The organism is Pseudomonas sp. EYE_354 (genome assembly GCF_023148575.1).
In the GTDB taxonomy this organism is placed as follows: Bacteria; Pseudomonadota; Gammaproteobacteria; order Pseudomonadales; family Pseudomonadaceae; genus Aquipseudomonas.
This window is the reverse complement of record NZ_JAHXNQ010000019.1, coordinates 14032-38418: the sequence shown is the minus strand read 5'-3', so window position 1 is coordinate 38418 and position 24387 is coordinate 14032. Positions and strand designations below refer to the sequence as shown.

The window sequence follows — 24387 nt, the reverse complement described above, 5'->3', positions numbered from 1 at the left end:
CACTCATGAACGTGGGTCGAAGGCGTCACGCAACGCCTCGCCGATAAAGACCAGCAGCGACAGGATCAGCGCCAAGGTAAAAAACGCCGTCAGGCCCAGCCACGGTGCTTGCAGGTTTTGCTTGCCCTGGGCAATCAGCTCACCCAGCGAGGCGCTGCCGGCGGGCATGCCGAAGCCAAGAAAGTCCAGGGCGCTCAAGGTGGAAATTGCCCCGGTCAAGATAAACGGCAGATAGCTCAACGTCGCGGTCATCGCATTGGGCAGGATATGCCGGCGAATGATCTTGCCGTCGCTCAGGCCCAAGGCGCGAGCGGCCTTGACGTACTCCAGGTTGCGCCCGCGCAGGAACTCGGCGCGCACCACGTCCACCAGGGCCAACCAGGAAAACAACGCCATGATGCCCAGCAACCACCAGAAATTCGGCTCGACAAAACCCGACAAAATGATCAACAGGTACAACACCGGCAAGCCGGACCACACCTCAAGCACTCGTTGCCCGATCAAGTCCACCCAGCCGCCGTAGTAACCCTGCAAGGCCCCGGCGGCGATGCCGATAGCCGCGCTGATGGCGGTGAGCGCCAGGGCAAACAGGATCGACACCCGGGCACCGAAGATCACCCGCGCCAGCACATCGCGGGATTGATCATCAGTGCCCAGCCAGTTCACCGCAGACGGGGGGCTGGGGGCAGGTCGGGTCAGTTCGTAGTTGGGCGTGTCATCGCTGAACGGGATGGGCGGGAACAGCATCCAGCCGCCTTCCTTCTTGATCAGCTTTTGCACGTAATCGCTGCGGTAGTCGGCCTGGAACGGCAGTTGGCCTCCGAACTGCTGCTCGGTGTAGCGCTTGAACACCGGGAAATACAGCTCATTTTTGTAGCTCAGCACCAGGGGTTTGTCGTTGGCAATCAGTTCGCCGCCGAGGGTCAGGATAAACAGGCCGATAAACAGCCACAGCGACCACCAGCCACGGCGATTCTTCTTGAACCGTTCGAAACGCCGACGGGCAACGGGAGACAAGTTGATCATCAAGCGTTCCTCGCGGCGAAGTCGATACGCGGGTCCACCAGGGTGTAGCAGAGGTCACCGATGAGTTTTATCAAGAGGCCGAACAGCGTGAAGATAAACAACGAACCGAACACCACCGGATAGTCTCGTGACACGGCGGCTTCGTAACTCATGCGGCCCAGGCCGTCGAGGGAAAAGATCACTTCGATCAAGAGCGAACCAGCGAAGAACACGCTGATGAACGCCTGGGGAATCCCCGAAATCACCAGCAGCATGGCGTTGCGGAACACGTGGCCGTACAGCACCCGTTGCTCGCTCAAGCCTTTGGCCCGTGCCGTCACCACGTATTGGCGCGTGATTTCATTGAGGAACGAGTTCTTGGTGAGAATCGTCAGGGTGGCGAAGCCGCCGATCACCAGGGACGTTACCGGCAGCACCAAGTGCCAGAAGTAGTCGGCAATCTTGCCGACGGCAGTCAGCTCTTCGAAGTTTTCCGAGACCAGACCACGCACCGGAAACCAGTTCAGCGACGTGCCCCCGGCAAACACCACGATCAGGAACATGGCAAACAGAAACGCGGGCATCGCATAGCCGATCACGATGGCCGTGCTGCTCCATACATCAAAGCTGCTGCCGTGGCGTACGGCCTTGCGGATGCCCAGGGGGATAGACACCAGATAGGTGATCAGCGTGGCCCACAGTCCCAGGGAAATGGTGACTGGCATTTTTTCCAGGATCAGGTCGATCACCGTCTTGCCGCGAAAGAAGCTGTTCCCAAAATCCAGTTGGGCATAGCTCTTGAGCATCAGCCAGAGGCGTTCCGGCGCGGGCTTGTCGAAGCCGTACTGTTTCTCGATGTCCTGGATCAGCTTGGGGTCCAGGCCGCGGCTGGCGCGCGAACCACTGCTGATGCCTTCACCGGATGAACCGCCGACACCACCGCCGCCAATCCCCTGCAGGTGGGCAATGGCCTGTTCCACCGGACCACCGGGGGCGGCCTGCACAATCACGAAATTCACCAGCAGGATAATCACCAGGGTCGGGATGATCAGCAGCAGGCGCCGCACGATATAGGCAAACATCAGCGGGCTCCTGCGCGTTTTTTCAGTTCGGCGCTCATCTGCTCATTGGTCAGTGGTACAGGGCTGATTTCCCACCAGGTTTCCAGGGCCTCGTCGTTCTTGGCCTCGACGGCCGGGCGGCCGAAACGGTTCCACCACGCGGCGGAGGTGCCGGGCGGGTAGTAGTTGGGGATCCACAGGTAGTTCCATTGCAGCACCCGGTCCAGAGCATGGGCGTAGGTGAGCATTTTTTGCTGGGTGTCGGCTTTGACCAACCCCTTGATCAGGCTGTCGACGGCGGGATCCTTGAGCACCATGTAGTTATTGGCGCCCGGATCGAAGGCCGCGCTCGAGCCGAAATAGTTGTACAGCTCCATGCCCGGCGACGTGGTCACCGGAAAGCCGGTGACGATCATGTCGTAATCCCGTGTCATCAAACGGTTGACGTACTGGGATGAGTCGATACGGCGGATATTCAAGGTGATGCCGATCTGCGCCAGGTTGCGCTTGTAGGGCAGCAACAGACGTTCCAGGCCCGCCTGGGCGTTGAGAAACGTAAACTCCAGCGGCTCGCCTTCGGCGTTGACCAGCTTGTCGCCGTCGGGTTTCCAGCCTGCTGCTTCCAGCAGGGCCAGGGCTTGCAGCTGTTTATCGCGGATCATGCCGCTGCCATCGGTGACCGGCGCCTTGAATACCTGGCTGAACACCTCCTCAGGCACTTGCCCGCGCAAGGGTTCCAGAATTGCCAGTTCCTCCTTTGTCGGGGGTTGGCTGGCGGCCAGCGGGCTATTGGAAAAGAAGCTCTGCTGGCGGATGTACATATTGCGCATCATCTGCCGGTTGGCCCATTCGAAGTCCCACAGCATCGCCAGGGCCTGGCGCACGCGGCGGTCTTTGAACATCGGCTTTTGCACGTTGAACACGTAACCTTGCGCCGGTTGCGGCATCTCTTTGGCCAAATGGGCGCGTTGCAGACGGCCGTCGTCCAGGGCCGGACCGTTGTAGCCGATGGAGTAGCCGGTGGCGGAGAATTCGCGATTGAAATCATAGGCGCCGCCGCGCAGCACCTGGCGGGCCACTTCGGTGTCGCCGAAGTACTCCAGGCTCAGGTGATCGAAGTTGTACAGGCCGCGACTCACGGGCAGGTCTTTGCCCCACCAGTTCGGGTCGCGGGTAAAAGTGATGGTATTGCCGCCGTCGATCTTGCTGACTTTATACGGGCCGCTGCCCAGCGGCGCTTCATAGCCGCCGCCATTGGCGAAGTCGCGAGTTTTCCACCAGTGTTCGGGGAACACCGGCAGGGTGGCAAGATCCAGGGGCAGGGTCCGATTTTCGTTGCTGGAAAAGTCAAAGCGCACTTGGCGCTCGCCTTCCACTTCAACCTGTTTCACGTCGGCGAACAGCGTGCGAAAGCGCAGGCTGCCTTGGGTCATCAACAAGTCGAAGCTGTAGCGTACGTCCTCGGCGGTGATGGGCTTGCCGTCGGCAAAGCGTGCCTTGGGGTTCAGGTAAAAACGCAGTGACAGGCCGTCCTCGGCGCGCTCCATTTTTTCCGCCACCAGGCCATAGACGGTATAGGGTTCATCCAGGGAGCGCTGGGCCAGGGGCGCATAGAGCCAGCCGTCGACCTGGGACACGCCGATGCCTTTGTCGATATAAGGCAGTACATGGTCAAAGCGTCCGATCTCGATAGCCGAACGCTTTAAGCTGCCGCCCCTGGGGGCATTGGGGTTGGCATAGTCGAAATGGCTGAAACCGGCAGGGTACTTGGCCGCTTCGCCGTACACCGTGAGGTACGGTTGTGGCGCCGCGCTCACGGCGGCACTGGCCAGCAGCAGGGCAAGGGTGGAGCTCAATAGGGTCGAGAAGGCCAATCGCATTATCAGTCTTGAACGCCGCGTAAAGAAGAATAAGGATTTGTACGCTAACGGCATCAGCGTCGCCAGTCATCACATGCACAACGGCCCACCATAAGGCGGGCCGTTGTTTCAAGCATTAGCGCGGGCGGGCATCAGTCCTGACGGCTGGTGACTTCCAGCAGGTGGTAGCCGAACTGAGTCTTGACCGGGCCTTGCACGGTGTTGACTGGCGCGCTGAATACCACGGTGTCGAATTCTTTAACCATCTGCCCTGGACCGAACGAACCCAGGTCGCCGCCTTGACGGCTGGATGGGCAGCTGGAGTTGGCTTTGGCGATTTCTGCGAAATCAGCGCCGCCTTCGATTTGGGCCTTGAGTTCGTTGCACTTGTCTTCAGTGGAAACGAGGATGTGACGGGCGGTGGCTTTGGCCATGAGAGTAACTCCTTGAATAAAAAGGGTGAGCCTACCGGATTCAGGCGGTTATTTCCTGGCAAAGTTCCCGGCAGTCGCGTCAGTGGTGCTGCAGAAGGCTCAGGGCAGCACAATATAGTCGTTCCGCTGGACGGTGGGGCGGTGCGGGCCCTGAACCAGGTGCAGGTAGCGCCCATCAACCAGATCGACAGGCAGGCAGTCGTCCACGTCCAGCACCCCGTCGGTATGGGCCTGGGACCAATGGCGCAGCATCTGTTGTTTGCCTTTGCGGGTGGCTTCCTGTTTGTTGCGGGCGACCACCAGCAGGTAGTGGTGAGCCTCGCCGAAGCTGTCGGCTTCATAGCCACCGAGATTAAGGAAGTACAGGTGATGCGCGTCCGCCTGGGGCGCCAAGTGGCTGAGTTCGACCTTCCAACCGTCGACGCCATCAACCGCCATCCAGGAATCGATATGCACGCCCTTGGGGCTGCCAAACCAGGCGTCGCGCAATTGCGGGTAGGTGGATTGCAGTGAATCTCCTGCGGCAAACACCACATCATGCACCTCGATCCTGGCCCGTGGGTGCTTGCCCCCGAGCATTACGACAAACAGCATTGCGGGTTCTTCCTGGCGGCTTGGCAAAGGGCAACCATACTTCGGTTGAACCCTTTTGTCCTGTCAGTGCCCCACGGTTATCACGCGAAATCCTTAGGAGGTTGTCATGCGTACCATCGATCTTGCGGGCGTTCCCGTGCCTGTCATCGGCCAGGGCACCTGGCGCATGGGTGAAGACCCAGGCCGGCAGCGTGCCGAAGTCGCAGCCCTGCAACTGGGTATCGATGAGGGCATGACCCTGATCGATACCGCCGAAATGTATGGCGAAGGGGGCGCTGAAACGGTGGTGGGTGAAGCCATTCGCGGCAGACGTGACCAGGTGTTCCTGGTGAGCAAGGTCTACCCGCACAATGCCAGTCGCACAGGCATCCCTCGCGCCTGCGAAGCGAGCCTTAAGCGTATGGGCACCGATTATGTCGATCTGTACCTGCTGCATTGGCGTGGTCAATATCCCCTCGAAGAAACGGTTGAAGCGTTTGAGCGCTTACGTGAAGCCGGAAAAATCGGTCGCTGGGGCGTCTCGAATTTTGACGTGGCCGATCTTCAGGAACTCGCATCCCCGGCCTGTGCGACCAATCAGGTGCTCTACAACATTGAAGAGCGCGGTATCGAATTTGATTTGTTGCCTTGGTGGCAGCAACACCATTTACCGTTAATGGCGTATTGCCCGATTGCACAGGGTGGTGAACTGCTGTCCAGCCCGACACTTAAGCAGATCGCCCAGCGGCACGATGCCACCCCCGCCCAGGTTGCCCTGGCTTGGGTCTTGCGCCAGGAAGGTGTGATTGCCATTCCCAAGGCGGTCACGCCGGAGCATGTGCGGCTCAACGCTGCCGCTGCCAAACTGGTGCTTGACGAACATGACCTGGACGCTATTGACCGAGTCTTCGGCGCGCCCAAGCGTAAGCACCCGTTGGCGATGGTGTAGCCGACAGGCAGAAACGGCACCGTCCCTGGCTACCGTTTCTGCCGGGATCCGCCTTAGCCGATAGCGGTGCAACTGCTGGATGCACTGGCGTATGTCCACCAGCAGGGCGTAGTGCATGGTGATGTGAAACCGGCCAACATCATGCTGGGCGATCATGGTGTGCGTTTGTTCGATTTCGGCTTGGGATATGCCCCGGCGCAGCGGGCCGCCGGGTTACCGGGCCTGGACCGCAGCCACATGAACGCCTGGACTCCTGCGTATGCCGCACCGGAACTGCTGGCCGGTGGGTGCCCGTCCGCCAGCGCCGACCTGTATGGCGCGGCGTGTGTACTTTTTGCGTTGGCCCAGGGGCAGCCCCTCGGCAAGCGACCGCCCAATACACCTCTGGAAAAGCCTCGCCAATTACCCAGGCATTGCTGGCCGGCGCTGCGTTCGGCATTGGCCGTTGACCCGGCGTGCCGAGCGCTCTGCGCCGCCGAACTGCGCGACGCGATGGGGCGCCAGCGTCACGCCTTGTTCGGGTGGCGTGGTTAATCGGGCAGCTCATGCAGTTGGCAGTACTCGGACCAGCTCAGGCCGGCCATTTGGGCCACTTCTCTGTGCACTTCCAAACGCTGATGCTCGAAGGCTTCCGGGGAGTCAGCCGTCAGCTTGAGGGTCAGCTCCCAGGCGAATAACCCCAGGCGCTGCGCCTCGGCTTCGAATGCTTCATGCAGGCGTTCGGCGCGGTACTGTGCCAGGGTTTCGCCCTTGACCTGGGCGGCCAGTGGGTTGAGGGTATCCAGTTCTGCGGCCACCTCGGGGTGTTCGTTCAAGAAACGGTCAAGCGCGAGCTGGTGGTTATCGCCAGGGGGTGACAAGGGCGTACTCCAAATCAAAGGGGGGCAGATGCGTATCGGTCTTAGCGAAAACAATAACAGATAGGCGATCAGTACCCGGCCCTTCATCCATTGCCGAAAAACAGCGTGATACCAGGTAAAGGGCTTTCGCTCCCCGTGCCAGGACGTGTAGCGTTAGCCGTGGAGTTTCCGGCCCTGCCGTCCAAGGGCAGAGGGCGACGGGCAGAGGAACGTGTCATGGCGCAAACGCTGTTCAAACTTTTCTTTACTCAACGCCTGGCGGCGCTGGCCAGTACCGAATCGCTACGCGCGATCCGCGAAGGGCTGTTGTGGATTCTGCCGTGCCTGCTGGTATCGGCGAGTTTTCTGATCCTCTCCGAATGTGCCCGGGTGCTGGGCTTCGAGCCTCAGGTCGTGACTTTCCTGGCAGGGTTGCACAACCAGATCAGCTCGGTGATCCCGCTGTTGGTGGCGGCTTCCATCGGTTACATGCTGGCGATCCAGCACCGCTTGCCGCAGTTGCCGGTGGCGTTTCTATGCTTGGCCCACGTGGTGGTGGCGACCTTTATTCTGCGTGAATACCCCAGGGCATCAGCCACGTTCGTGCTGTTTATCGCCATCGCTTCACCGTTGCTCAATGTGCCGGCCATTGCCTGGCTGCACCGACACCGTTGGACCCGGTTGGTCAACGAAGACCTGGTGGGCCACAACCTCAGGGGCACTATCAATATGGTGGTGCCGGGAACCCTCACTGCATTGGCGCTGGTGCTGGTGTTGTCGTTGTTGTTGCAGGTGCCCTATGTGGCGCAGTTGCAGGGCCCTCAGGTCATCAATGCGCTGGCGTCGCCCTACGGCAGCGGCTTGTTTGTGACACTGATGAACTCTCTGTTGTGGTTTTTCGGGATTCACGGCGTCTACGCCATGCAACCGCTGTTCGATGTGCTGGACCAGGCCGTGGTACTCAATGGCGTGGCGTCGGCGGCGGACGAGCCGATCAAATATGTGTTGAACAGCGGCCTCTTGGGCAGTTTTGCCTTTATTGGTGGCTCGGGCGCCGCGTTATGCCTGTTGCTGGCGATCCTGCTGTTTTCCAAAAGCCAATCCATGCGCCTGGTGGCGATAGCGAGCTTGCCGCTGTCGCTGTTCAATGTCAGCGAGGTGCTGCTGTTCGGCTTGCCGATCATCCTCAACCCGCGTTTGTTTATACCGTTTCTAGTGGTGCCCGCCCTGAACGGGATGCTTGCGCTTGGCGTGGTGCAACTGGGGTGGGTATCTCCGGCGGTGGCCAGTGTGCCATTCACCTCCCCGGTGCTGCTCAATGCGTACCTGAGCACCCATGGCGACTGGGCGGCAGTGGCGCTGCAAGTGTCGCTGTTGGGGCTGGGAACCCTGGTGTATGCGCCTTACGTGCGGGCGCTCCATCGCCAGGTGACGGAGGGGGGCACGGTCTATCTCAAATCCCTGGACATGACCTTTCGTGGCCTGGAAGAAAAAGGCCGGTTGCGCGAGCTCGACCCCGTGCTCGCCTCCCACAAGGTCATGGCACGCCAGGCCAATGACCTGAGCCGGATCCAGCAGATCAGCGATTATGAGTTCTATCTGGAGTTCCAGCCGCAAGTGTCTATCCGCACCGGCTTGTGCACCGGTTGCGAAGCGCTGATGCGTGCCCGCGATGCCCAGGGCACGGTGCATTCGCCGTGGGAGTTCCTGCAGTGGCTGGCGCAGGCGGGGTTGATGCCGGACGTGGATGTGTGGGTGGCGTCCCAGGCCGTGCGTCAGTACCAGCGCTGGCAAAAACTCGGGTTCGCGCTGCCGATGACCATCAACATTTCCAGTGCCAGCCTGACCGACGCTGCCTATGGCGATCGCCTGGTGGAGATCCTGGCCCAGGCCCATGGGCAGGTGTCGGTGGAAATTACCGAAGACGCGCTGGTGAGTGATGTCCCGGCTACGCGCCAGACCATCCAGAAGTTGCAGGCCATCGGTGCCAAGGTCTACATCGATGACTTCGGCACCGGCTTCTCGGCCTTGAGTTACCTGCACCAGTTCCCTGTGGACTTCATCAAGATCGACCGCAGTTTTGTGGTGGCCCAACACGATCCGAAGGGCGCCCAGGTCCTGACCGGCATGCTGCGCTTTTGCGAGGCGCTGAACCTGGGGGTGGTGGTCGAAGGGGTAGAGACCGCCGAGCAGTTGGCCTTTTTGAATACCGGCGCCGAGTTGTTTATCCAGGGCTGGTATTTCAGCAAGGCGCTGCCGGGCGATCAGGTCGAAGGCTTTGTGCGCGAGCGCGCGGCCTTGGCCGACGCTCAGGCCGACTCATAGCCGCGCCGGGTCTGTTCGATCTCCTCGACCAGGCCATCGATGCCGGCCAGGCGCGCACGATTGTCGTGGTCCCAGGGGTGAAAGCCCGGTTTGAAGTAGTGCAGCCACGGCACCAGCATCCGTGGGAAAACGCCCCTGGGGCCGTAGAGAAACTTCAACATGCGCCAGAACCCTTTAAGGTGCCCGCCGCTCTTGCGGTCGGCAACGAGCAGGCGCAGGTGGAAGTCCAGCACCACCAACCAGAAAAACACCGTGGTGGTGAGCATGGTGCCGGTGCGCAGCAGGTAGCGCATGGGCCCTGGCTTGATCACCGTGTTCCACACATCGAACGCGACGGCCTTGTGTTCGGTTTCTTCCAAGGCGTGCCAGTACCACATCTGTTGGTAGCCCTTGAGGGAGTTACCGAAGCGCGACGGGTCGCTGAGCAGGATTTCGGCCAGCATCGCGGTGTAGTGCTCAAGGGCAATAGTGATCGCCAGGTTGAAGGCCGGTGGGCAGTGTTTTTTCTGCAGGTCGAGGATGAATTTCAACCGACGGTCCAGGGTGTGTGCCGGCAGGCCGGCGGCTTGCATCAGGTCGTTGTAGGCCACGTGTTCGCGGCTGTGCATGGCCTCCTGGCCGATAAAACCCTGGATTTGTTTTTTCAGCTCCGGGTCATCGATGCGCTGACGGTAGTGGCGCACGCTGTCCATGAAAAACAGCTCGCCCTGGGGAAATAACAGGGACAAGGCGTTGAAAAAATGCGTGATGAACGGGCCTTGTTCATGCCAGTTCTTGATGCGCTCGGCAGGCAAGGCAAAACGCAGGTCGCGGCGAATGGGCAACATGGTGTGGGCTCCTGTTCAGAGACGGGGTTCGTCGTTGGTTTCAAACACCGGCCGGGGTTGTTTGGGTGCCATGCGTTTGCTGGCCAATACCACCAACGCTTGATAGGCGGCCGGCAAACAACGCGCGAGCAGGTCGAGGAAGTAGGCGTCGCGGCCGATCAGCACGCGGCGCTTGTTGTGACGCACGCCTTGCAGGATGACCTTGGCGGCCTGATCGGCATCGGTGATAAAGAGTTTTTCGAAGTCGGCGCGGGCTTGTTGCTCGCTGTGGATCAGAAAGCCAGTCATGTTCGGGTCGATGCGGCTGCTGCGGCAGATGTCGGTCCGGATCCCGCCGGGGTGTACGCAGGTGGCCGACACGCCGCAACGTTGCAGGTCGAGTTCCTGGCGCAGGGCTTCGGTAAAGCCGCGCACGGCGAACTTGGACGCGTTGTAGCCGCTCATGCCCGGTTGGGCGAACAGGCCGAACACGCTGGAGGTGTTGATCACGTGGCCGTCGCCGCTGGCCTTCAGGTACGGCAAAAATGCCTTGGTACCATGCACCACGCCCCAGAAGTTGATGCCGATGATCCATTCCAGGTCGGCGTAGTCCACGCCTTCCACCGTGCTGGACAGCGCCACCCCGGCGTTGTTGAACACCAGGTTGACCCGGCCATGCTCGGCGACGCAGCGCGCGGCCCAATCCTCCATGGCCTGGCGCTCCGACACATCCAGTAATTGGGTGGTGATGGTCACGGGAGACAGGGTGGAGGCCCTGATCAACGTCAGGGTTTCGTCCAGGCCCTGGGCGTTTTTATCCGCCAGCGCCAGATGGCAACCTTCCCGCGCCAACGCCAGCGCCAAGGCGCGCCCCATGCCGGACGCCGCGCCGGTGATGGCCGCGACGCGGCCGTTGAATGACTTCATGACAGGCTCCCCTCTGCATTGGGATGTGGCACTGCGGCTGGGCGGGCCGGCGGATTGATCGGGAGCGGATCGACCACGTAGTCCTTGAGGGCGAACTGGCGGGTGACCTGCTTGAAGCGCCAGGTCGAGCCCGGCCACAGCGTGGTGTTTTTGCCGGTGCGCGGGTCCAGGTACCAGCTTTGGCAGCCGCCGGTGTTCCAGATGGTGCGCTTGAGCTTGTCTTGCAATTGCTGGTTGTAGGCCTGTTCCACCGCCGGTTTGACGTCGACCGTGGCAATACGGCTGCGCTGCATGTGCTGGAGCGCACCGAGGATGTAGGTCACTTGCGCCTCGATCATCAGAATCATCGAGTTGTGACCCAGGCCGGTGTTGGGCCCGACAATCAAAAACAGGTTGGGGTAGCCCGGCACCGTGGTGCCCTTGTAGGCATGGGCACCGTCGCGCCAGGTGTCCATCAGGTCCACCCCGTCGCGGCCGATGATGCAGTCGCGGGGCAGGGGATCGCTGGCCTGGAACCCGGTGCCGAAGATCAGGCAATCGGCCGGGTGTTTGATGCCGTCGGCGGTGATCACCCCGTCGGCCTCGATGCGCAGCACCGGGTCGGTGACCACCTCGACATTGCTGCGTGACAGCGCCGGGTAATAGTCATTGGAGATCAGCACGCGCTTGCAGCCGATGGTGTAGTCCGGTGTGAGGGTTTTGCGCAGGGAGGGGCGGGCCACCTGTTTGTGCAGGTGGCGCAGGGCGATTTTCTGCACCATTTTCATCAGCCGCGGATTCAGCGCAAAACCTACCACTCGGGCCTCCAAAGCCCAGTAGAAGGCGTTGCGCACCAGGCGCTGGGTGAAGGGCAGATGCTTGAACAGCCAGCGCTCGCCCGCTGAAATCGCCCGGTCGGGCTTGGGCATGATCCACGGCGGCGTGCGCTGGAACAGATCGAGATGGGCCACCTGCGGCGCGATCTGCGGCACGAACTGAATGGCACTGGCGCCGGTGCCGATCACCGCCACACGTTTGCCTTTGAGCGAATAGTCGTGATCCCACTGCTGGGAGTGAAAGCGCCTGCCCTTGAAGCTCTCCAGCCCCGGAATATCCGGCAGCGCCGGGCGCGACAGGCCGCCCATCCCCGACACCAGCACCCGTGCACTCAATTGGCGGCCATCGCTGAAGCGCAACTGCCAGCGCTGCTGCTGTTCATCGAACACCGCGCGCTGCAGGCCCATGCCAAAACGCAAGAACGGCGCCAGCCCGAAGCGCTCGGCGCAGTGCTCCAGATAAGCGCGGATCTCCGCCTGTGGTGCGAACTGCCGGGTCCAGTTCGGGTTAGGCGCAAAGGAAAACGAGTACACGTGGGACTGCACATCGCAGGCGCAGCCGGGGTAATGGTTGTCCCTCCACGTGCCACCCAGGGTCTGCGCCTGTTCAGCGACCAGGAAATCGGTGAACCCGGCTTCCTTGAGTTTGATGGCCATGCACAGCCCGGCAAAACCGGAGCCGATGATGGCAATGTCGATTGAGTCACTGTGGGCATTCATAGGCTGTCCTTGATGGGCATCGGATGTGCTCCTGTTTTTGTTGTGTCTTTTAGATAGAACACCATTGCAAAGAAAAATTGAATTAATTATTTTAAAAAAGATTTTAAATAATCTACCTGAAAATGTCGCTTACGCCAGATCCTTGTTCCGCTTGTGCGATTTGTCCGACGGACGCGCATGGCATGGACTGGGTTCGGATCCAAGGTGTGGACGGTAGCTGAGGCCCAGATCAATTCCGGTCGGGTCGCCGGCAGCAGGGATGCGGAGGACCGAGCTATGGCTGTGGAATGGGTGGCCGCTGCGGCGGGCGCAAGTGTGCTGTTATGGGGCTTCAGTACCTGGATGACACGGCGCATTGAAGCGCGCGTGCCGATGATGGGGCGTTGCGTGGAGATCGATGGCGAGCGCTTTCATTATGTGGAGGAGGGCAAGGGCCCGCCGCTGGTGATGATTCATGGGTTGATGGGCAGCAGTCGCAACCTGACCTATGCGTTGTCCGGCCAATTGCGTGAGCACTTTCGGGTGATCACCCTCGACCGCCCCGGCTCGGGTTATTCCACACGCCATAAAGGCACGGCGGCCGACCTGCCGGCCCAGGCGCGGCAAGTGGCGGCGTTTATCCACACATTGGGCCTGGATAAACCCTTGGTGCTGGGGCATTCGCTCGGCGGGGCGATCTCGCTCGCGCTGGCGCTAGACCATCCCGAGGCAGTATCAGGCCTGGTACTGGTCGCGCCGCTGACCCATCCCCAGCCCACCTTGCCCCTGGTGTTCTGGTCACTGGCGGTGCGCCCGGCCCTGTTGCGGCGCCTGGTGGCTCATACCCTCACAGTGCCCATGGGGCTGTTGATGCGCCGCTCAGTGGTCAAGGGCATCTTCGCGCCGGACCCGGCCCCTGACGATTTCGCCACCCGTGGCGGCGGGCTGCTGGGCATGCGCCCCGACAACTTCTATGCCGCCTCCAGCGAAATTGCCCTGGTCAACGATTACTTGCCGGACATGATCAAGCGCTACGGGCAACTGACCCTGCCCATCGGCCTGATCTACGGCGCACAGGACAGGGTTTTGGACGTTCGCAAGCATGGCCAGGCACTCGCCGACCGGGTGCCTGGGCTCAAGCTGCAGTTGGTGGACGGGCGCGGCCATATGTTGCCGATCACCGCCACGGCGCGCGTGGTCGAGGTGGTGCTGCAGGTGGCCAAACGCGTGAAGCCCGTGCAAGGCGCCAGCGTTCTGCATCCCCCTTTTGCCCTGACGAACAAATAAACGTGGCCCTTATGGCGGGTATTCACGGCCTGAAACGCTGGGCGTAGAGACCTGACCAAGTGGCAGAAAAAGAGACTGCCCGGTCACGTCAAAAAGGCCTCGAAAAAGTAGTTGACGACCTAACGATTCCGCGCTATTTATTTAAAAAAATATTTCAATTTATATTTTGAAATGATTTTTGAAATGCCTAAGAGCGAATAAAAATGAAAAAAACGCCTTTTATCGCATGGTTGATTTCCCGGAGCATTCAACGCTCCCTGAACCTTTTTTCCCGGCCTGCTTCCCGCGTGCGGAGGCTGCCATGAACCAGACCCTGGCAACGCCCACCGTCTGGGCCGATGGCAAGCGTCATCTGTGGTGGCTGGGCATCATGCCCCTGGCCACGCCGTTACTGTCCGGGGCGCTGGCGATCAGCACCGGTATCCAGTCGTTGTGGTGGGTCGGCGTATTGGTGATCTTCGGCCTGATTCCTTTGATCGACGGCCTGTTGGGCGAAGACGTCAGCAACCCGCCCGAATCCGCTGTCAGCCACCTTGAATCGCAGCGCTACTACCGCTGGATCGTCTACACCGGGGTGCTCTTCGTGATCAGCTCGGTGGTGATCACCGGCTGGCTGGCCGCCGGCGGCATCAGTTGGATCATCCAGGGCGGCCTGACGCCGGCGGTCGCGGGTCTTGACCCGTCCAGCGGGTTGGCCCAGGTGGCGAGCTACATCACTGCCCGCACCCAGTTGCACGGCGAGCCGAGCCTGTTGACCTACCTGGGCATGGCCATGTCGACAGGTGCCGCCACTGGCATTGCCATCAACACGGCCCATGAGCTGGGTCACAAGCCCAGCGCGCTGGAGGTGTTCCTGGCCAAGGTCACCCTGGCGCCGACGTTCTACGGGCACTTCTACACCGAACACAACCGCGGCCATCACGTGCGGGTGGCCACGCCGGAAGACCCGGCCAGCTCGCGCCTGGGCGAGAGCTTCTGGGCGTTTCTGCCGCGTTCGGTGTGGTTCAGCGCACAGTCGGCGTGGAACCTGGAGCGCGAACGCCTGCGCAAACTCGGCCTGCCGGCATGGCACTGGAAGAACGGCGTGCTCAGTGCCTGGCTGTACAGCGTGGTGCTGTGGGGCGCGATGATTGCCTGGCTGGGCGCGGCGGTGATTCCGTTTCTGGTCATCCAGGGCATTTACGGGTTCTCGTTGTTGGAAGTGGTGAACTACGTCGAACACTACGGCCTTAAACGTCAGAAGTTGCCCAATGGACGTTATGAACGCTGTTCGCCTCGACACTCGTGGAACAGTAATCGGGTTGTGACCAATATTTTTTTGTTCCAGTTGCAACGGCATTCCGATCATCACGCCAACCCCACGCGCAGTTATCAGTCGTTGCGTCACTTCGATGAGTCGCCGCAACTGCCTTACGGTTACGCGAGCATGATTGTCTGGGCCTACGTGCCGTATTTATGGCGCAGGCGCATGGACCATCGCGTGCTTAACCACTATGCCGGGGATATCACACTGACCAATTTGCAGCCGTCACAGCGTTTGAAGTATCTGGCGAAGTACAGCAACAGCGCCAAGCCGTTCTAGTTCAAGTAACACGTGATTCATCCACTCGGGGTGTGAATACCGCGCAGGATTTTATCGCCCCGAGAATGTGGTTTGACCCGAACAACAATAATTAAGGGAAGGACGTACACCATGCACACACCTGCCAGGTTCACCGCCCATATCGTGCTCGCCGCACTGGGCCTGATCACCTATCACCAGGCCCAGGCCGCCCGTATCGAACCGGCCGGCAGCGCCTTTACGGCCCAAGGCCCCATCAGCTTCTCCAAGGGCGCGCTGATCAGCGCCGACTGCACCATCAAGGTGGCCGGCAAGGTCGCGGCCGATGGCGCCTCGGTCAATGTCGACAAAGTGGAGTTCGACGGTGGCCTCAAGTGCAGCCGGGTTGAGGCAATCAACTTGCCGTGGGTATTAGTTGCCAAGGATACGAAAAGCGGCGCCATGTCCAACATCAGCGTGGATGTGCATGCCTTCGGCCTGGGCGGCAAGTGCGGGCCGTCGACGGCCGAGGGCACGTGGGATAACGCCACCGGCAAGTTGGAAGCGGCCAATGTACCGATTGGCGAAGACTGCAAGATCAAAACGGTGTCGATCAAGATGCCGCCCAACTTCAAAGTTGTTGAATAACGCTCGTCCTGTTTGTAGCGGTAATTGAATTGAGATTTGGCTGGAAAGGGAAGTTCTGCAGTTCACCGTGACCTCTCGTTCATGGCCATTACCCCCGGCGAATGACTCGCCATTACATGTGAGGAATAACAATGAAAAGTTTGAAAACCCTCGTGTCGTTGACTGCCTTGACTGTTTGCATGGGTGCGGCTTCCATGGCGAACGCCTATAGCATCTCTCCGGTCAGTACCAGCTTCACCGCGCCAGGCACGATCTCGGTGAAGTCGCCATCTTCCTTCCAGGCCACCGTTAACTGTGGGGCCACGTTTACCGGGAATGTGGATGCAACCGGTGTTGCCAAGATCACTGGCGTGGCAGTGACCGGCGGTGGCCTGTGTGCGCTGCCTAAAATCACCGGTTTGCCTTGGACCTTGACCGCCACTGGGGCGGCTGTCGGCTCGGTGACAAACGTTGGCTACACCATCGCGAGCTCCATCCTGTACCCGGCCTCCAATTGCGGCCCGTCCACCATCGCGGTGGGTTACAGCGGCGGCGTGCTGACCGCCTCCAATCAGACCCTGAGCGGCAGCTGCACCGTGGTGAGCCTGAGCGTGACCCCAAGCCCTGCGCTGACCATCGTGCCTTGAAGGCAGCACAGAACGAAGGGCTGATCACCCGTTGAAAAAAACCGGCGCCTGTACCGGGCGCCGGTCCAAACGTTGAAAGCCGCAAGACGAACCGGCAGGGCTGGCTCAGAGAGATAACAATAAGGAGTGCCGCATGAATAATAAGAAACAACATGTGCAGGTTTTGCTGGGGCTGGCGATGATAGGCGGGGCGCTGGTGGCCGTGCCTGTCCAGGCCGGCGGTTTCTCCACACCGACCTACGGCGCGCCTGGATGGGGCCGTGCATTCGGGGGCGGTTCGCTGTTCAAGAACGACCCGAGTTCGGCGTACAACAACCCGGCGGCGATGGCGTTCGTCGAGCACAACGTCGCGCAATTCACCGTCGACTACGCGCGGATCAAGATCAAGTACAAGGGCGACGCTTCGGATTACGCCGGCAACCCGATTTCCAGCACGCCGCTGGATGCCAACGGTTTCCCCGATGTCGCGGCAACCACCGTCAATAACAACGATGGTGGCCAAGGCGGCTTTACTGCCTGGTTGCCGACCGGCTTCATGGTGATGCCCCTGGGGGATCGCTTCGCGTTCGGCTTGAGTCAGGTCGTGCCCCAAGGGATGCGCTCCACCTGGGATCAGGATTCGAAACTGCGCGACTTCGCCGTGGACACCAAAATTGAAACCGTCGGCTTGACGGGTTCGCTGTCGTTCAAAGTCAACGACCAGTTCTCCATCGGCGGTGGTGTGATCGTGCAGCACAGCAAGGGCTTCGTCAGCCAGAACGTCGACTTGTTATCGGCCGCAGCGGTGTCCGATTCGGTGCTGGGCGGGATCAACTTCCCGTCGGATGTCGGTAATGCGCTGATGCGCGTGAAAGTCGACAATATTTCGGCGGGCTGGTTTACCGGCGTGGTCTGGAAACCCACCGACCGAGACACCCTTGGCCTGAACTATCACGCCAAGATCAAGAACAAGATGACCGGCAAATACAACATGTACGCCGATCAGTTTTCCTACAACCTCATGACCCAGCCGAGCCCGTTCGGCGGTAGCGGTACCTTGGTCAATACCGCTTACCCAGGGCTGGAACTGAAGCCGGACGGTGCCCATGCCAGCGTCCAACTGGACATCCCCGCCACGGCGGGCCTGGACTGGGTGCACCAGTTCAACGACCGTTTCACCCTCGGCGCCAGCGTGACCTGGACAGAGTGGTCCTCGTTCAAGGACCTGACGCTTGAGTCCGGGGGCACCACCATTGTGTCCATTCCCTACAACTACAAAAACACCTGGATGTACTCCCTCGGCGGTGACTACCGCGTGACCGACGAGCTGACCCTGCGCGCAGGTGTGGCCCTTGACCAGACCCCGACGCGCAATTCGACCCGCGACCCCCGCATTCCGGACGGTGACCGTACCTTCCTGTCGCTGGGGGCCGGCTACGACGTGAAAGCCATCAAGGGGCTGAGTGTCGACCTGGCGTATTCGCACCAGTTCGTCCAGGAGGTCAAGCTCAAGACGCAAAACGTCGATCGCCTGGGCGGCGCCAGCCTCAACGGCAAGGCCGAGTCGTCGGGTGATGTGGTGAGTGTGTCGGCCACCTACGCGTTCTGAGGCTTCACCGAGGATGATGGAGGAGGGCACCAAGCGCATCTTGCTGCCTTCCCCAGTGGTTCATCCTCATTCCACGCAGGTCTTAAGCATTGACCCAGGCTGACCCGTTCGGCCGCTGTTTTTTCGCCCGAGCATTAAATAAAAATTTCAAAACAAAATTTGAATTTGTGTTTCCAAGTTTGTAGTGTGGTTTCAAGCCGTCGCTCATACCGAGCGGGACGCGCGTTGGCCATGCCCTGAATCGAGTCGAGGTATCCCCATGGTGATCTGGTTATTGGCGGGTTTCGCAGCAGCGATTGCCCTGGCGTATCGACAAGCGGCCGCGGCCCTGTGGCTGGGCATCGGCCTGATATGGATAGCGGCCGGTTATTTGTTCAACGTGGTGGCGGGGTTCGGCATCACGGTTGCCGCGTTGCTGGTGCTGTTGCCTGCCGTGTTGCTGGCAATCAAACCGCTGCGTCGCACGCTGTTGACCGGCAAGGCCCTCGGCCTGTTTCGTACGATCATGCCGGCGATGTCCGACACTGAGCGTGCGGCCATTGAGTCCGGAACTGTGTGGTGGGACGCCGAGCTGTTCAGCGGCAAACCCGACTGGCAGCGCCTGCTGCAAGCCGCACCGGCGAGCCTGAGCGCCGAAGAACAAGCGTTTCTCGACACGGAAGTGGAAACGTTGTGCGACATCGCCAATGACTGGGAAACCACCCAGGTCTGGCAGGACATGTCCCCCGAAGCCTGGCAGTACACCAAGGACGCGGGCTTTCTCGGCATGATCATTCCCAAGCAGTACGGTGGCAAAGGCTTCTCCCACTACGCGCACTCCCAAGTGGTGATGAAGCTGTCGACACGCTGCTCGGCGGCGGCGATTTCGGTGATGGTGCCCAACTCCCTGGGCCCGGCCGAGCTGCTGCTGCATTACGGCACTGATGCCCAGCGCAATTACTACCTGCCGCGCCTGGCCAGGGGTGAAGACATCCCCTGTTTTGCCCTGACCAGCCCCTATGCCGGCTCGGACGCCGGGGCGATTCCCGACCTGGGCATTGTCTGCAAGGGCCTGCACGAAGGCGAAGAAGTCCTGGGGTTCAAAGTGACCTGGGACAAGCGCTACATCACCCTGGGGCCTATCGCCACCGTGCTGGGCCTGGCGTTCCGTGCGCAAGATCCGGACGGCTTGCTGGGGCCCAAGGGTTCTCTGGGCATCACCTGCGCCTTGATCCCCACGAGCCACCCCGGCGTGAACAGCGGTCGCCGCCACTGGCCGCTCAACGCCGTCTTCCAGAACGGCCCGACCACCGGCAAGGAGGTGTTTATCCCGCTGGAATGGGTCATCGGTGGCCGTGAGCAAGTCGGCAATGGCTGGCGCATGTTGATGGAATGCCTGGCCGCCGGACGTGCGATTTCGCTGCCCTCGGCCAACGTCGGCCTGGGCAAGGTCGCGGTGCGCGGTACCAGCGCCTATGCGGCGATGCGCAAGCAATTCGGCCTGCCCATCGGCAAGTTCGAAGGGGTGCAGGCGCCGTTGGCGCGCATGGCCGGGCATCTGTATGCGTGCGATGCGGTGCGCAAGGTGTCGGTGGCGTCTTTGGATGCCGGTGAAAAACCTTCGGTGATCTCGGCCATCGCCAAATACCACGTCACCGAACGCGCGCGGATCATCGTCAATGACGGTATGGACATCGTCGCCGGCAAGGGCATCTGCATGGGCCCCAACAACTTCCTCGCCCGCGCCTACCAGCAAAGCCCCATCGCCATTACGGTGGAAGGCGCGAACATCATGACCCGCTGCCTGATCATCTTTGGCCAGGGCCTGATTCGCTGCCATCCCTATGTGTTCCGCGAAATGGAAGCGGCGCGCAACCCGGACCGGCGCAAGGCCCTGCACGACTTCGACAGCGCGATGTTCGGCCACCTGAGTTTCGTGCTGGCCAACACCGTACGCGCGGCGGTGCATGCGCTGACCGGTGGCCGCCTGCTGTCCGCGCCGGCCAAGACCGAGCCGGCGCTGGCGTCCTACTATCGTCAGGCCAATCGGCTGTCGGTGGTGCTGGCGTTGATCTCGGATGTGTCCATGGGCGTACTGGGCGGCGCCCTCAAACGCAAGGAAAGTATCACCGGGCGCCTGGGCGATATCCTTTCGCAGCTGTATATCCTGTCCTGCGTGCTCAAGCGCTTTGAGGACGATGGCCGGCCCCAGAGCGACCTGCCGCTGGTGCACTGGTCGGCCCAGGATGCGCTGTTGCGGGCCCATGAAGCCCTCGCCGAAGTCCTCGATAACTACCCCTCCAAAGCCGCTGCGGCGGTGGTGCGGGGCCTGACGTTTCCGTTCGGCATCCCACAGCGCAAGCCGTCGGATCATTTGCTGGCCCAGGTCGCCGACGTGGTGCAGACGCCGGGCGAAACCCGTGACCGCTTGCTGGCCAATTCCTACATCCCACGGCCGGAGATCGACAAGTTGGCTTATGGCGAATTGGGCTTGCGTCTGTTGCCGCAAGTGGAACTGATCGATGCGCGGCTCAAGCCCGCCGTCAAGCAAGGGCTGATCGAGCCGCTGCCGATCTCGACCGCGGCGTTTACGGCCTGGCGCGTCAAAGCGCGAGCGCAGGACCTGATCAGCGAGGACGAGGAAGGGTTGCTGGCGCGCTACGTGGAATTTGCCGATCACGCGATCCAGGTGGACGACTTCCCGCAGGACTTCGGCTTGCTGGAAGCCTTGCAGCAGCGCAAGCAGGCGTTGGAACCGGTGACCAAACGCCGCGCCAGCCAGGGCGAAAACGCCTCGGTCAACTGAGGACAAACGCCGCCAGTGTGGGAGGGCGCTTGCCCCTCCCGCAGAACCCAAGTCACGACAGTGTTTTGAGTGGATCTATCTATGAGTGACAGTTACCTAGCGTTCGTCAGTTCCCCCTGGGGCCGCCGCGTGGCGCAGGCGATCGGCTTGCCCCAGCCCGTGCCGTTGCAGCGTCATCGCAGCGGCCAGCCAGGCTTGGCCAACCCGGTGATCGTCGCCGGGGCAGGGCGCCTGGTCGGCGAAGTGCAACGCCTCTTCAGCGCCACCGACACCGTGGCCGCCAGCCCGGCCACCGTTCAGGCACCGTCCACGGTCAAGGTGCAGGGCGCGGTGTTCGACGCCACCGGTGTGACCGACCTGCACCAACTGGATGAGCTGTACGTGTTCTTCCACGCCAACGCCAAACGCCTCGGCCAGCATGCTCGCGTGGTGGTGCTCGGTACCGCGCCGGAACATTGCCAGGACCTGCCCCAGGCCGTCGCCCAACGCGCCCTCGAAGGTCTGGTGCGCTCGCTGGCCAAGGAGCTGCGCCGGGCGATCACCGTGCAGTTGCTCTATGTTGCACCGGGTGCCGAAGACGCGTTGGACAGCAGCCTGCGTTTCTTTCTGTCACGCCGTTCGGCTTATGTTTCGGGGCAAGTAGTGCGCCTGGACAAACCCGTGGACGGCCAGCCAGGCGTCAATTGGGACAAGCCTTTCACCGGCCGCCGTGCGCTGGTCACCGGCGCGTCCCGTGGCATCGGCCTGGCCATCGCCCAGGTGTTGGCCCGCGAGGGCGCCCATGTGGTGTGCGTCGATGTGCCCAATGCTTTGGAGTCGCTGCAACAGGCCGCGAGCCTCGTCGGCGGTTCGGCGTTGCCGCTGGACATCACCGCGCCGGATGCCGCCGCGCTGTTGCTGGCCCACGTCAGCCAGTACGGCGCCTTCGATGTGGTGGTGCACAACGCCGGCATCACCCGCGACAAGACCATCGCCAAAATGCCTGAGCAAGACTGGCGCAGTGTGCTGGCGGTCAACCTTGAGGCGCCGTTGCAGCTGAGCGACGCGTTGCTCGCGCACCAGGGGGTGAACCCCGGCGGGCGCATCGTATGTGTGTCGTCGATTTCCGGCATCGCCGGCAACCTCGGGCAAAGCAACTACGCCACCTCCAAGGCCGGTGTGATCGGTCTGGTCCAGGGCCTGGCCCCGCGTGCAGCGGCGCAGCAGGTGACGGTGAATGCCGTTGCGCCTGGGTTTATCGAAACCCAGATGACCGCGAAGATTCCGCTGATGATTCGCGAGGCGGGGCGGCGCATGAACTCCATGAGCCAGGGCGGACAGCCGATCGACGTGGCCGAAACCATTGCCTGGCTGGCGCACCCGGCCTCGGGTGGGGTCAATGGCCAAGTCGTGCGGGTGTGCGGCCAAAGCCTGTTGGGAGCCTGATGCCATGGACTACGTGACCCAGATCATCGACCCACCGCCTTCGCGCACGCGCCTGTTGCTGGACGGCGTACGCGCCCTGCGCAAGCCCAAGCCCGACGGCGATCCGGTGCTGCCGAACGCGCGCCTGGTGCGCTCGGCGGTGGAGTTGTCCGCCGAGGGCATCGCGGCCTACGGCCGGGCCTGCGGTTTTCGCCGTGAGCAGGGCGTGCCGCTGTCTTACCCCCACGTGCTGGCCTTCCCGCTGCACTTGATGCTGCTGACGCGGCCGAGCTTTCCGTACCCAGCGAGCGGCATGGTGCATTTGGCCAACCGCATTCGTCAGCACCAGCGCTTGCACGAGGGCCAGGCGCTGCGCCTGGAAGTGTATGCCGAGCGTTGGGTGGCCCATCCCAAAGGGCAGGCGCTGAGCATCGCCACGCGGGCGTTCAGCGCGGGCACCCTGGCGTGGGAAAGCGACAGCCTGTACTTGCGTCGTGACGTGCCGACCCCTGTCGGTGAACCCTGGGACGACGTTCTGCCGTTGCAGGAACACGGGTTGTTGCGCACCAGGCGCTGGGTGTTGCCGGCGGATCTGGGCCGACGTTTTGCCAAAGTCTCCGGCGATTTCAACCCGATTCACACGTCGGTGGTAGGCGCCAGAATCTTCGGCTTTCGCCGCGCCATTGCCCACGGCATGTGGACCCTGGGCCGCGCACTCGCCGCCCAGCAACCGCCGGGTGGGTTGGCCCAGGCCGAGGCCCATTGTGATTTCAAGTTGCCGATTTATTTGCCCGGCCAGGTCGCGCTGTGGAGCCATCCGGTGAGCGGCCCACGGCGTGAATTTGAGGTGCGCAATTTCGCAGGCGACAAACCCCATATGCGTGGGCTGTTCATTTGGAATGAGAGCGTTCAATGAGTGACTACCGTTTCAACCCGGCCCCCACTCGCCGTGTGGCGATCATCGGCGGCAACCGAATTCCGTTCGCGCGCTCCAACACCCTGTACGCCCACGACAGCAATCAGGATCTTCTGGTGGCGGCACTGCAAGGCCTGGTGGACCGCTACAACCTGCACGGCCAGCGCCTGGGCGAGTTTGCGGCCGGCGCGGTGATCAAGCATTCGCGGGACTTCAACCTGGCGCGTGAGTCGTTGCTCTCCACCACCTTATCCCCGGAAACCCCCGCCTACGACGTGCAACAAGCCTGTGGAACGGGGCTTGAAGCCGCGTTGCTGGTGGCGAATAAAATTACCCTGGGCCAGATCGAGGTGGGCATCGCCGGCGGCGCCGACACCACCTCCGACGCGCCCATCGGCATCAATGAATCCCTGCGCCACACCTTGCTCGCCGCCAACCGCGCGAAAAGCCTGGGCGACAAACTGAAGACGCTGCTCAAGGTGCGGCCGTCGATGTTGTTCAAACCGCTGCTGCCGCGCAACGGCGAGCCGCGTACCGGGTTGTCCATGGGCGAGCACTGCGAAGCCATGGCCCAGCGCTGGCAGATCAAGCGCCTGGCCCAGGACGAGCTGACCCTCACCAGCCATCAGCGCCTGGACGCCGCCTACCGACGCGGCTTCTTCGACGACCTGATCAGCCCCCATCGCGGCCTGGCCCGTGATAACAACCTGCGCGCCGATGCCAGCCTGGAAAAACTCGCTGGCCTGTCACCGGCCTATGACCGGCACAACGGTACGCTCACGGCGGGCAACTCCACGCCGCTGACCGATGGCGCCTCGGTGGTGCTGCTGGCGAGCGAGGAGTGGGCTGCGGCGAACGGCTGGCCGGTGCTGGCCTACCTGCGCACCGGCGAGACGGCGGCGGTGAATTTTGTCGACGGCAGCGAAGGCCTGCTGATGGCGCCGGCCTATGCCGTGCCGCGCATGCTCAAACGCGAAGGCCTGAGCTTTGCCGACTTTGATTTCTTCGAGATTCACGAGGCGTTCGCCGCCCAGGTGCTGTGCACCCTCAAGGCCTGGGAAGACGCCGACTACTGCCGCGAGCGCCTGGGCCTGGAGGCGCCGTTGGGGCCCATCGACCGCGCCAAAATGAACGTCAACGGCGGCTCCCTCGGCTGCGGCCATCCGTTCGCCGCCACCGGCGGCCGGCAATTGGCGGCGCTGGCCAAGATCATCCATGAGAACGGCGGCGGCCGCGGGTTGATCTCGATCTGCGCAGCGGGCGGGCTGGGCATTACCGCCATCGTCGAAAAGTAGCAGGGC

The 24387-nt window shown here is 61.8% G+C and carries 20 protein-coding genes and 1 pseudogene; 12 read left to right on the top strand and 9 right to left on the bottom strand.

From position 1 onward, the window contains the following. Positions 1 to 3: 3 nt before the first annotated feature. The 5 genes from KZX66_RS22615 to KZX66_RS22595 form a co-directional block, all read right to left on the bottom strand. Positions 4 to 1026 (bottom strand): ABC transporter permease, encoded by a 1023-nt coding sequence (locus KZX66_RS22615; RefSeq protein WP_248083461.1) that lies wholly within the window; start codon positions 1024 to 1026, stop codon positions 4 to 6. After that, complete coding sequence (yejB, locus tag KZX66_RS22610; RefSeq protein WP_248083460.1) at positions 1026 to 2087, bottom strand: microcin C ABC transporter permease YejB; 1062 nt, start codon at positions 2085 to 2087, stop codon at positions 1026 to 1028. The genes KZX66_RS22615 and yejB overlap by 1 nt, the downstream gene beginning before the upstream one ends. Next, positions 2087 to 3946, bottom strand: coding sequence for an extracellular solute-binding protein (locus tag KZX66_RS22605; RefSeq protein ID WP_248083459.1), 1860 nt, complete (start codon positions 3944 to 3946; stop codon positions 2087 to 2089). Before KZX66_RS22605 ends, yejB begins: the two co-directional genes overlap by 1 nt. Positions 3947 to 4077: 131 nt before the next feature. Next, positions 4078 to 4359, bottom strand: coding sequence for a peptidylprolyl isomerase (locus KZX66_RS22600; RefSeq protein ID WP_005788801.1), 282 nt, complete (start codon positions 4357 to 4359; stop codon positions 4078 to 4080). Between the two features lie 99 nt (positions 4360 to 4458). Next, a complete protein-coding gene (locus KZX66_RS22595) occupies positions 4459 to 4953 on the bottom strand; it encodes a DUF1543 domain-containing protein (protein ID WP_248083458.1) in 495 nt (164 codons plus the stop codon). Positions 4954 to 5059: 106 nt separating this feature from the next. Here KZX66_RS22595 and KZX66_RS22590 point away from each other — a divergent pair, with 106 nt between their 5' ends. Together KZX66_RS22590 and KZX66_RS22585 are read left to right on the top strand one after the other, a co-directional pair. Beyond that, entirely contained in the window at positions 5060 to 5881 is an 822-nt protein-coding gene (locus tag KZX66_RS22590) for an aldo/keto reductase (protein WP_248083457.1), read from the top strand. Positions 5882 to 5938: 57 nt separating this feature from the next. Next, positions 5939 to 6415: pseudogene (locus tag KZX66_RS22585) on the top strand (protein kinase); the annotation flags it as partial. Here KZX66_RS22585 and KZX66_RS22580 read toward each other — a convergent pair. Further along, a complete protein-coding gene (locus KZX66_RS22580; RefSeq protein ID WP_248083456.1) occupies positions 6412 to 6741 on the bottom strand; it encodes a DUF6388 family protein in 330 nt (109 codons plus the stop codon). The pseudogene KZX66_RS22585 and the gene KZX66_RS22580 sit on opposite strands and share 4 nt — an antisense overlap. A 216-nt stretch (positions 6742 to 6957) precedes the next feature. On the opposite strand from KZX66_RS22580, the gene KZX66_RS22575 reads away from it, so the two are divergent. Beyond that, positions 6958 to 9045: an EAL domain-containing protein gene (locus KZX66_RS22575; protein WP_248083455.1), complete on the top strand. Its 2088-nt coding sequence runs from the start codon at positions 6958 to 6960 to the stop codon at positions 9043 to 9045. Here the strand turns inward: KZX66_RS22575 and KZX66_RS22570 are convergent. From KZX66_RS22570 to KZX66_RS22560, 3 genes are read right to left on the bottom strand one after another with little or no spacing between them, the layout of a single operon-like run. Next, positions 9030 to 9872 carry a metal-dependent hydrolase gene (locus KZX66_RS22570; RefSeq protein ID WP_248083454.1) on the bottom strand — a complete coding sequence of 281 codons (843 nt, stop codon included), beginning with the start codon at positions 9870 to 9872 and terminating at the stop codon, positions 9030 to 9032. The two genes, KZX66_RS22575 and KZX66_RS22570, sit on opposite strands and share 16 nt — an antisense overlap. Positions 9873 to 9887: 15 nt before the next feature. Then, the gene (locus tag KZX66_RS22565; protein ID WP_248083453.1) at positions 9888 to 10778 is read right to left on the bottom strand and encodes an SDR family NAD(P)-dependent oxidoreductase; all 891 of its coding nucleotides are present in this window, start codon (positions 10776 to 10778) and stop codon (positions 9888 to 9890) included. Continuing rightward, a complete protein-coding gene (locus KZX66_RS22560) occupies positions 10775 to 12313 on the bottom strand; it encodes an NAD(P)/FAD-dependent oxidoreductase (RefSeq protein ID WP_248083452.1) in 1539 nt (512 codons plus the stop codon). Before KZX66_RS22560 ends, KZX66_RS22565 begins: the two co-directional genes overlap by 4 nt. 276 nt (positions 12314 to 12589) lie before the next feature. Here KZX66_RS22560 and KZX66_RS22555 point away from each other — a divergent pair, with 276 nt between their 5' ends. From KZX66_RS22555 to KZX66_RS22515, 9 genes are all read left to right on the top strand, one after another. Next, positions 12590 to 13579, top strand: coding sequence for an alpha/beta hydrolase (locus tag KZX66_RS22555; protein WP_248083451.1), 990 nt, complete (start codon positions 12590 to 12592; stop codon positions 13577 to 13579). A 301-nt stretch (positions 13580 to 13880) separates the two neighbouring features. Then, entirely contained in the window at positions 13881 to 15161 is a 1281-nt protein-coding gene (locus KZX66_RS22550; protein WP_248083450.1) for an alkane 1-monooxygenase, read from the top strand. 111 nt (positions 15162 to 15272) lie between these two features. Next, positions 15273 to 15767 (top strand): alkane oxidation protein activator PraA, encoded by a 495-nt coding sequence (gene praA / locus KZX66_RS22545; protein WP_248083449.1) that lies wholly within the window; start codon positions 15273 to 15275, stop codon positions 15765 to 15767. Positions 15768 to 15898: 131 nt separating this feature from the next. Then, positions 15899 to 16393: an alkane oxidation protein activator PraB gene (gene praB, locus KZX66_RS22540; protein ID WP_248083448.1), complete on the top strand. Its 495-nt coding sequence runs from the start codon at positions 15899 to 15901 to the stop codon at positions 16391 to 16393. A 133-nt stretch (positions 16394 to 16526) separates the two neighbouring features. Continuing rightward, positions 16527 to 17981 (top strand): outer membrane protein transport protein, encoded by a 1455-nt coding sequence (locus KZX66_RS22535; RefSeq protein ID WP_248083447.1) that lies wholly within the window; start codon positions 16527 to 16529, stop codon positions 17979 to 17981. 259 nt (positions 17982 to 18240) lie between these two features. Further along, the gene (locus tag KZX66_RS22530; protein WP_248083446.1) at positions 18241 to 20766 is read left to right on the top strand and encodes an acyl-CoA dehydrogenase; all 2526 of its coding nucleotides are present in this window, start codon (positions 18241 to 18243) and stop codon (positions 20764 to 20766) included. A gap of 81 nt (positions 20767 to 20847) precedes the next feature. Continuing rightward, positions 20848 to 22191 carry a 3-oxoacyl-ACP reductase gene (locus KZX66_RS22525; protein ID WP_248083445.1) on the top strand — a complete coding sequence of 448 codons (1344 nt, stop codon included), beginning with the start codon at positions 20848 to 20850 and terminating at the stop codon, positions 22189 to 22191. A gap of 4 nt (positions 22192 to 22195) precedes the next feature. Further along, on the top strand, positions 22196 to 23086 hold the full coding sequence (locus KZX66_RS22520) for a MaoC/PaaZ C-terminal domain-containing protein (protein WP_248083444.1): 891 nt from the start codon (positions 22196 to 22198) through the stop codon (positions 23084 to 23086). Further along, complete coding sequence (locus tag KZX66_RS22515) at positions 23083 to 24381, top strand: acetyl-CoA C-acetyltransferase (protein ID WP_248083443.1); 1299 nt, start codon at positions 23083 to 23085, stop codon at positions 24379 to 24381. Before KZX66_RS22520 ends, KZX66_RS22515 begins: the two co-directional genes overlap by 4 nt. Positions 24382 to 24387 lie beyond the last annotated feature (6 nt).

Excerpts from the sequence above, each read along its gene's own strand:
- KZX66_RS22615 (WP_248083461.1), bottom strand. The coding sequence starts at position 1,026 with ATGATCAACTTGTCTCCCGTTGCCCGTCGGCGTTTCGAACGGTTCAAG.
- yejB (WP_248083460.1), bottom strand. The coding sequence starts at position 2,087 with ATGTTTGCCTATATCGTGCGGCGCCTGCTGCTGATCATCCCGACCCTG.
- KZX66_RS22605 (WP_248083459.1), bottom strand. The coding sequence starts at position 3,946 with ATGCGATTGGCCTTCTCGACCCTATTGAGCTCCACCCTTGCCCTGCTG.
- KZX66_RS22600 (WP_005788801.1), bottom strand. The coding sequence starts at position 4,359 with ATGGCCAAAGCCACCGCCCGTCACATCCTCGTTTCCACTGAAGACAAG.
- KZX66_RS22595 (WP_248083458.1), bottom strand. The coding sequence starts at position 4,953 with ATGCTGTTTGTCGTAATGCTCGGGGGCAAGCACCCACGGGCCAGGATC.
- KZX66_RS22590 (WP_248083457.1), top strand. The coding sequence starts at position 5,060 with ATGCGTACCATCGATCTTGCGGGCGTTCCCGTGCCTGTCATCGGCCAG.
- KZX66_RS22575 (WP_248083455.1), top strand. The coding sequence starts at position 6,958 with ATGGCGCAAACGCTGTTCAAACTTTTCTTTACTCAACGCCTGGCGGCG.
- KZX66_RS22570 (WP_248083454.1), bottom strand. The coding sequence starts at position 9,872 with ATGTTGCCCATTCGCCGCGACCTGCGTTTTGCCTTGCCTGCCGAGCGC.
- KZX66_RS22565 (WP_248083453.1), bottom strand. The coding sequence starts at position 10,778 with ATGAAGTCATTCAACGGCCGCGTCGCGGCCATCACCGGCGCGGCGTCC.
- KZX66_RS22560 (WP_248083452.1), bottom strand. The coding sequence starts at position 12,313 with ATGAATGCCCACAGTGACTCAATCGACATTGCCATCATCGGCTCCGGT.
- KZX66_RS22555 (WP_248083451.1), top strand. The coding sequence starts at position 12,590 with ATGGCTGTGGAATGGGTGGCCGCTGCGGCGGGCGCAAGTGTGCTGTTA.
- KZX66_RS22550 (WP_248083450.1), top strand. The coding sequence starts at position 13,881 with ATGAACCAGACCCTGGCAACGCCCACCGTCTGGGCCGATGGCAAGCGT.
- praA (WP_248083449.1), top strand. The coding sequence starts at position 15,273 with ATGCACACACCTGCCAGGTTCACCGCCCATATCGTGCTCGCCGCACTG.
- praB (WP_248083448.1), top strand. The coding sequence starts at position 15,899 with ATGAAAAGTTTGAAAACCCTCGTGTCGTTGACTGCCTTGACTGTTTGC.
- KZX66_RS22535 (WP_248083447.1), top strand. The coding sequence starts at position 16,527 with ATGAATAATAAGAAACAACATGTGCAGGTTTTGCTGGGGCTGGCGATG.
- KZX66_RS22530 (WP_248083446.1), top strand. The coding sequence starts at position 18,241 with ATGGTGATCTGGTTATTGGCGGGTTTCGCAGCAGCGATTGCCCTGGCG.
- KZX66_RS22525 (WP_248083445.1), top strand. The coding sequence starts at position 20,848 with ATGAGTGACAGTTACCTAGCGTTCGTCAGTTCCCCCTGGGGCCGCCGC.
- KZX66_RS22520 (WP_248083444.1), top strand. The coding sequence starts at position 22,196 with ATGGACTACGTGACCCAGATCATCGACCCACCGCCTTCGCGCACGCGC.
- KZX66_RS22515 (WP_248083443.1), top strand. The coding sequence starts at position 23,083 with ATGAGTGACTACCGTTTCAACCCGGCCCCCACTCGCCGTGTGGCGATC.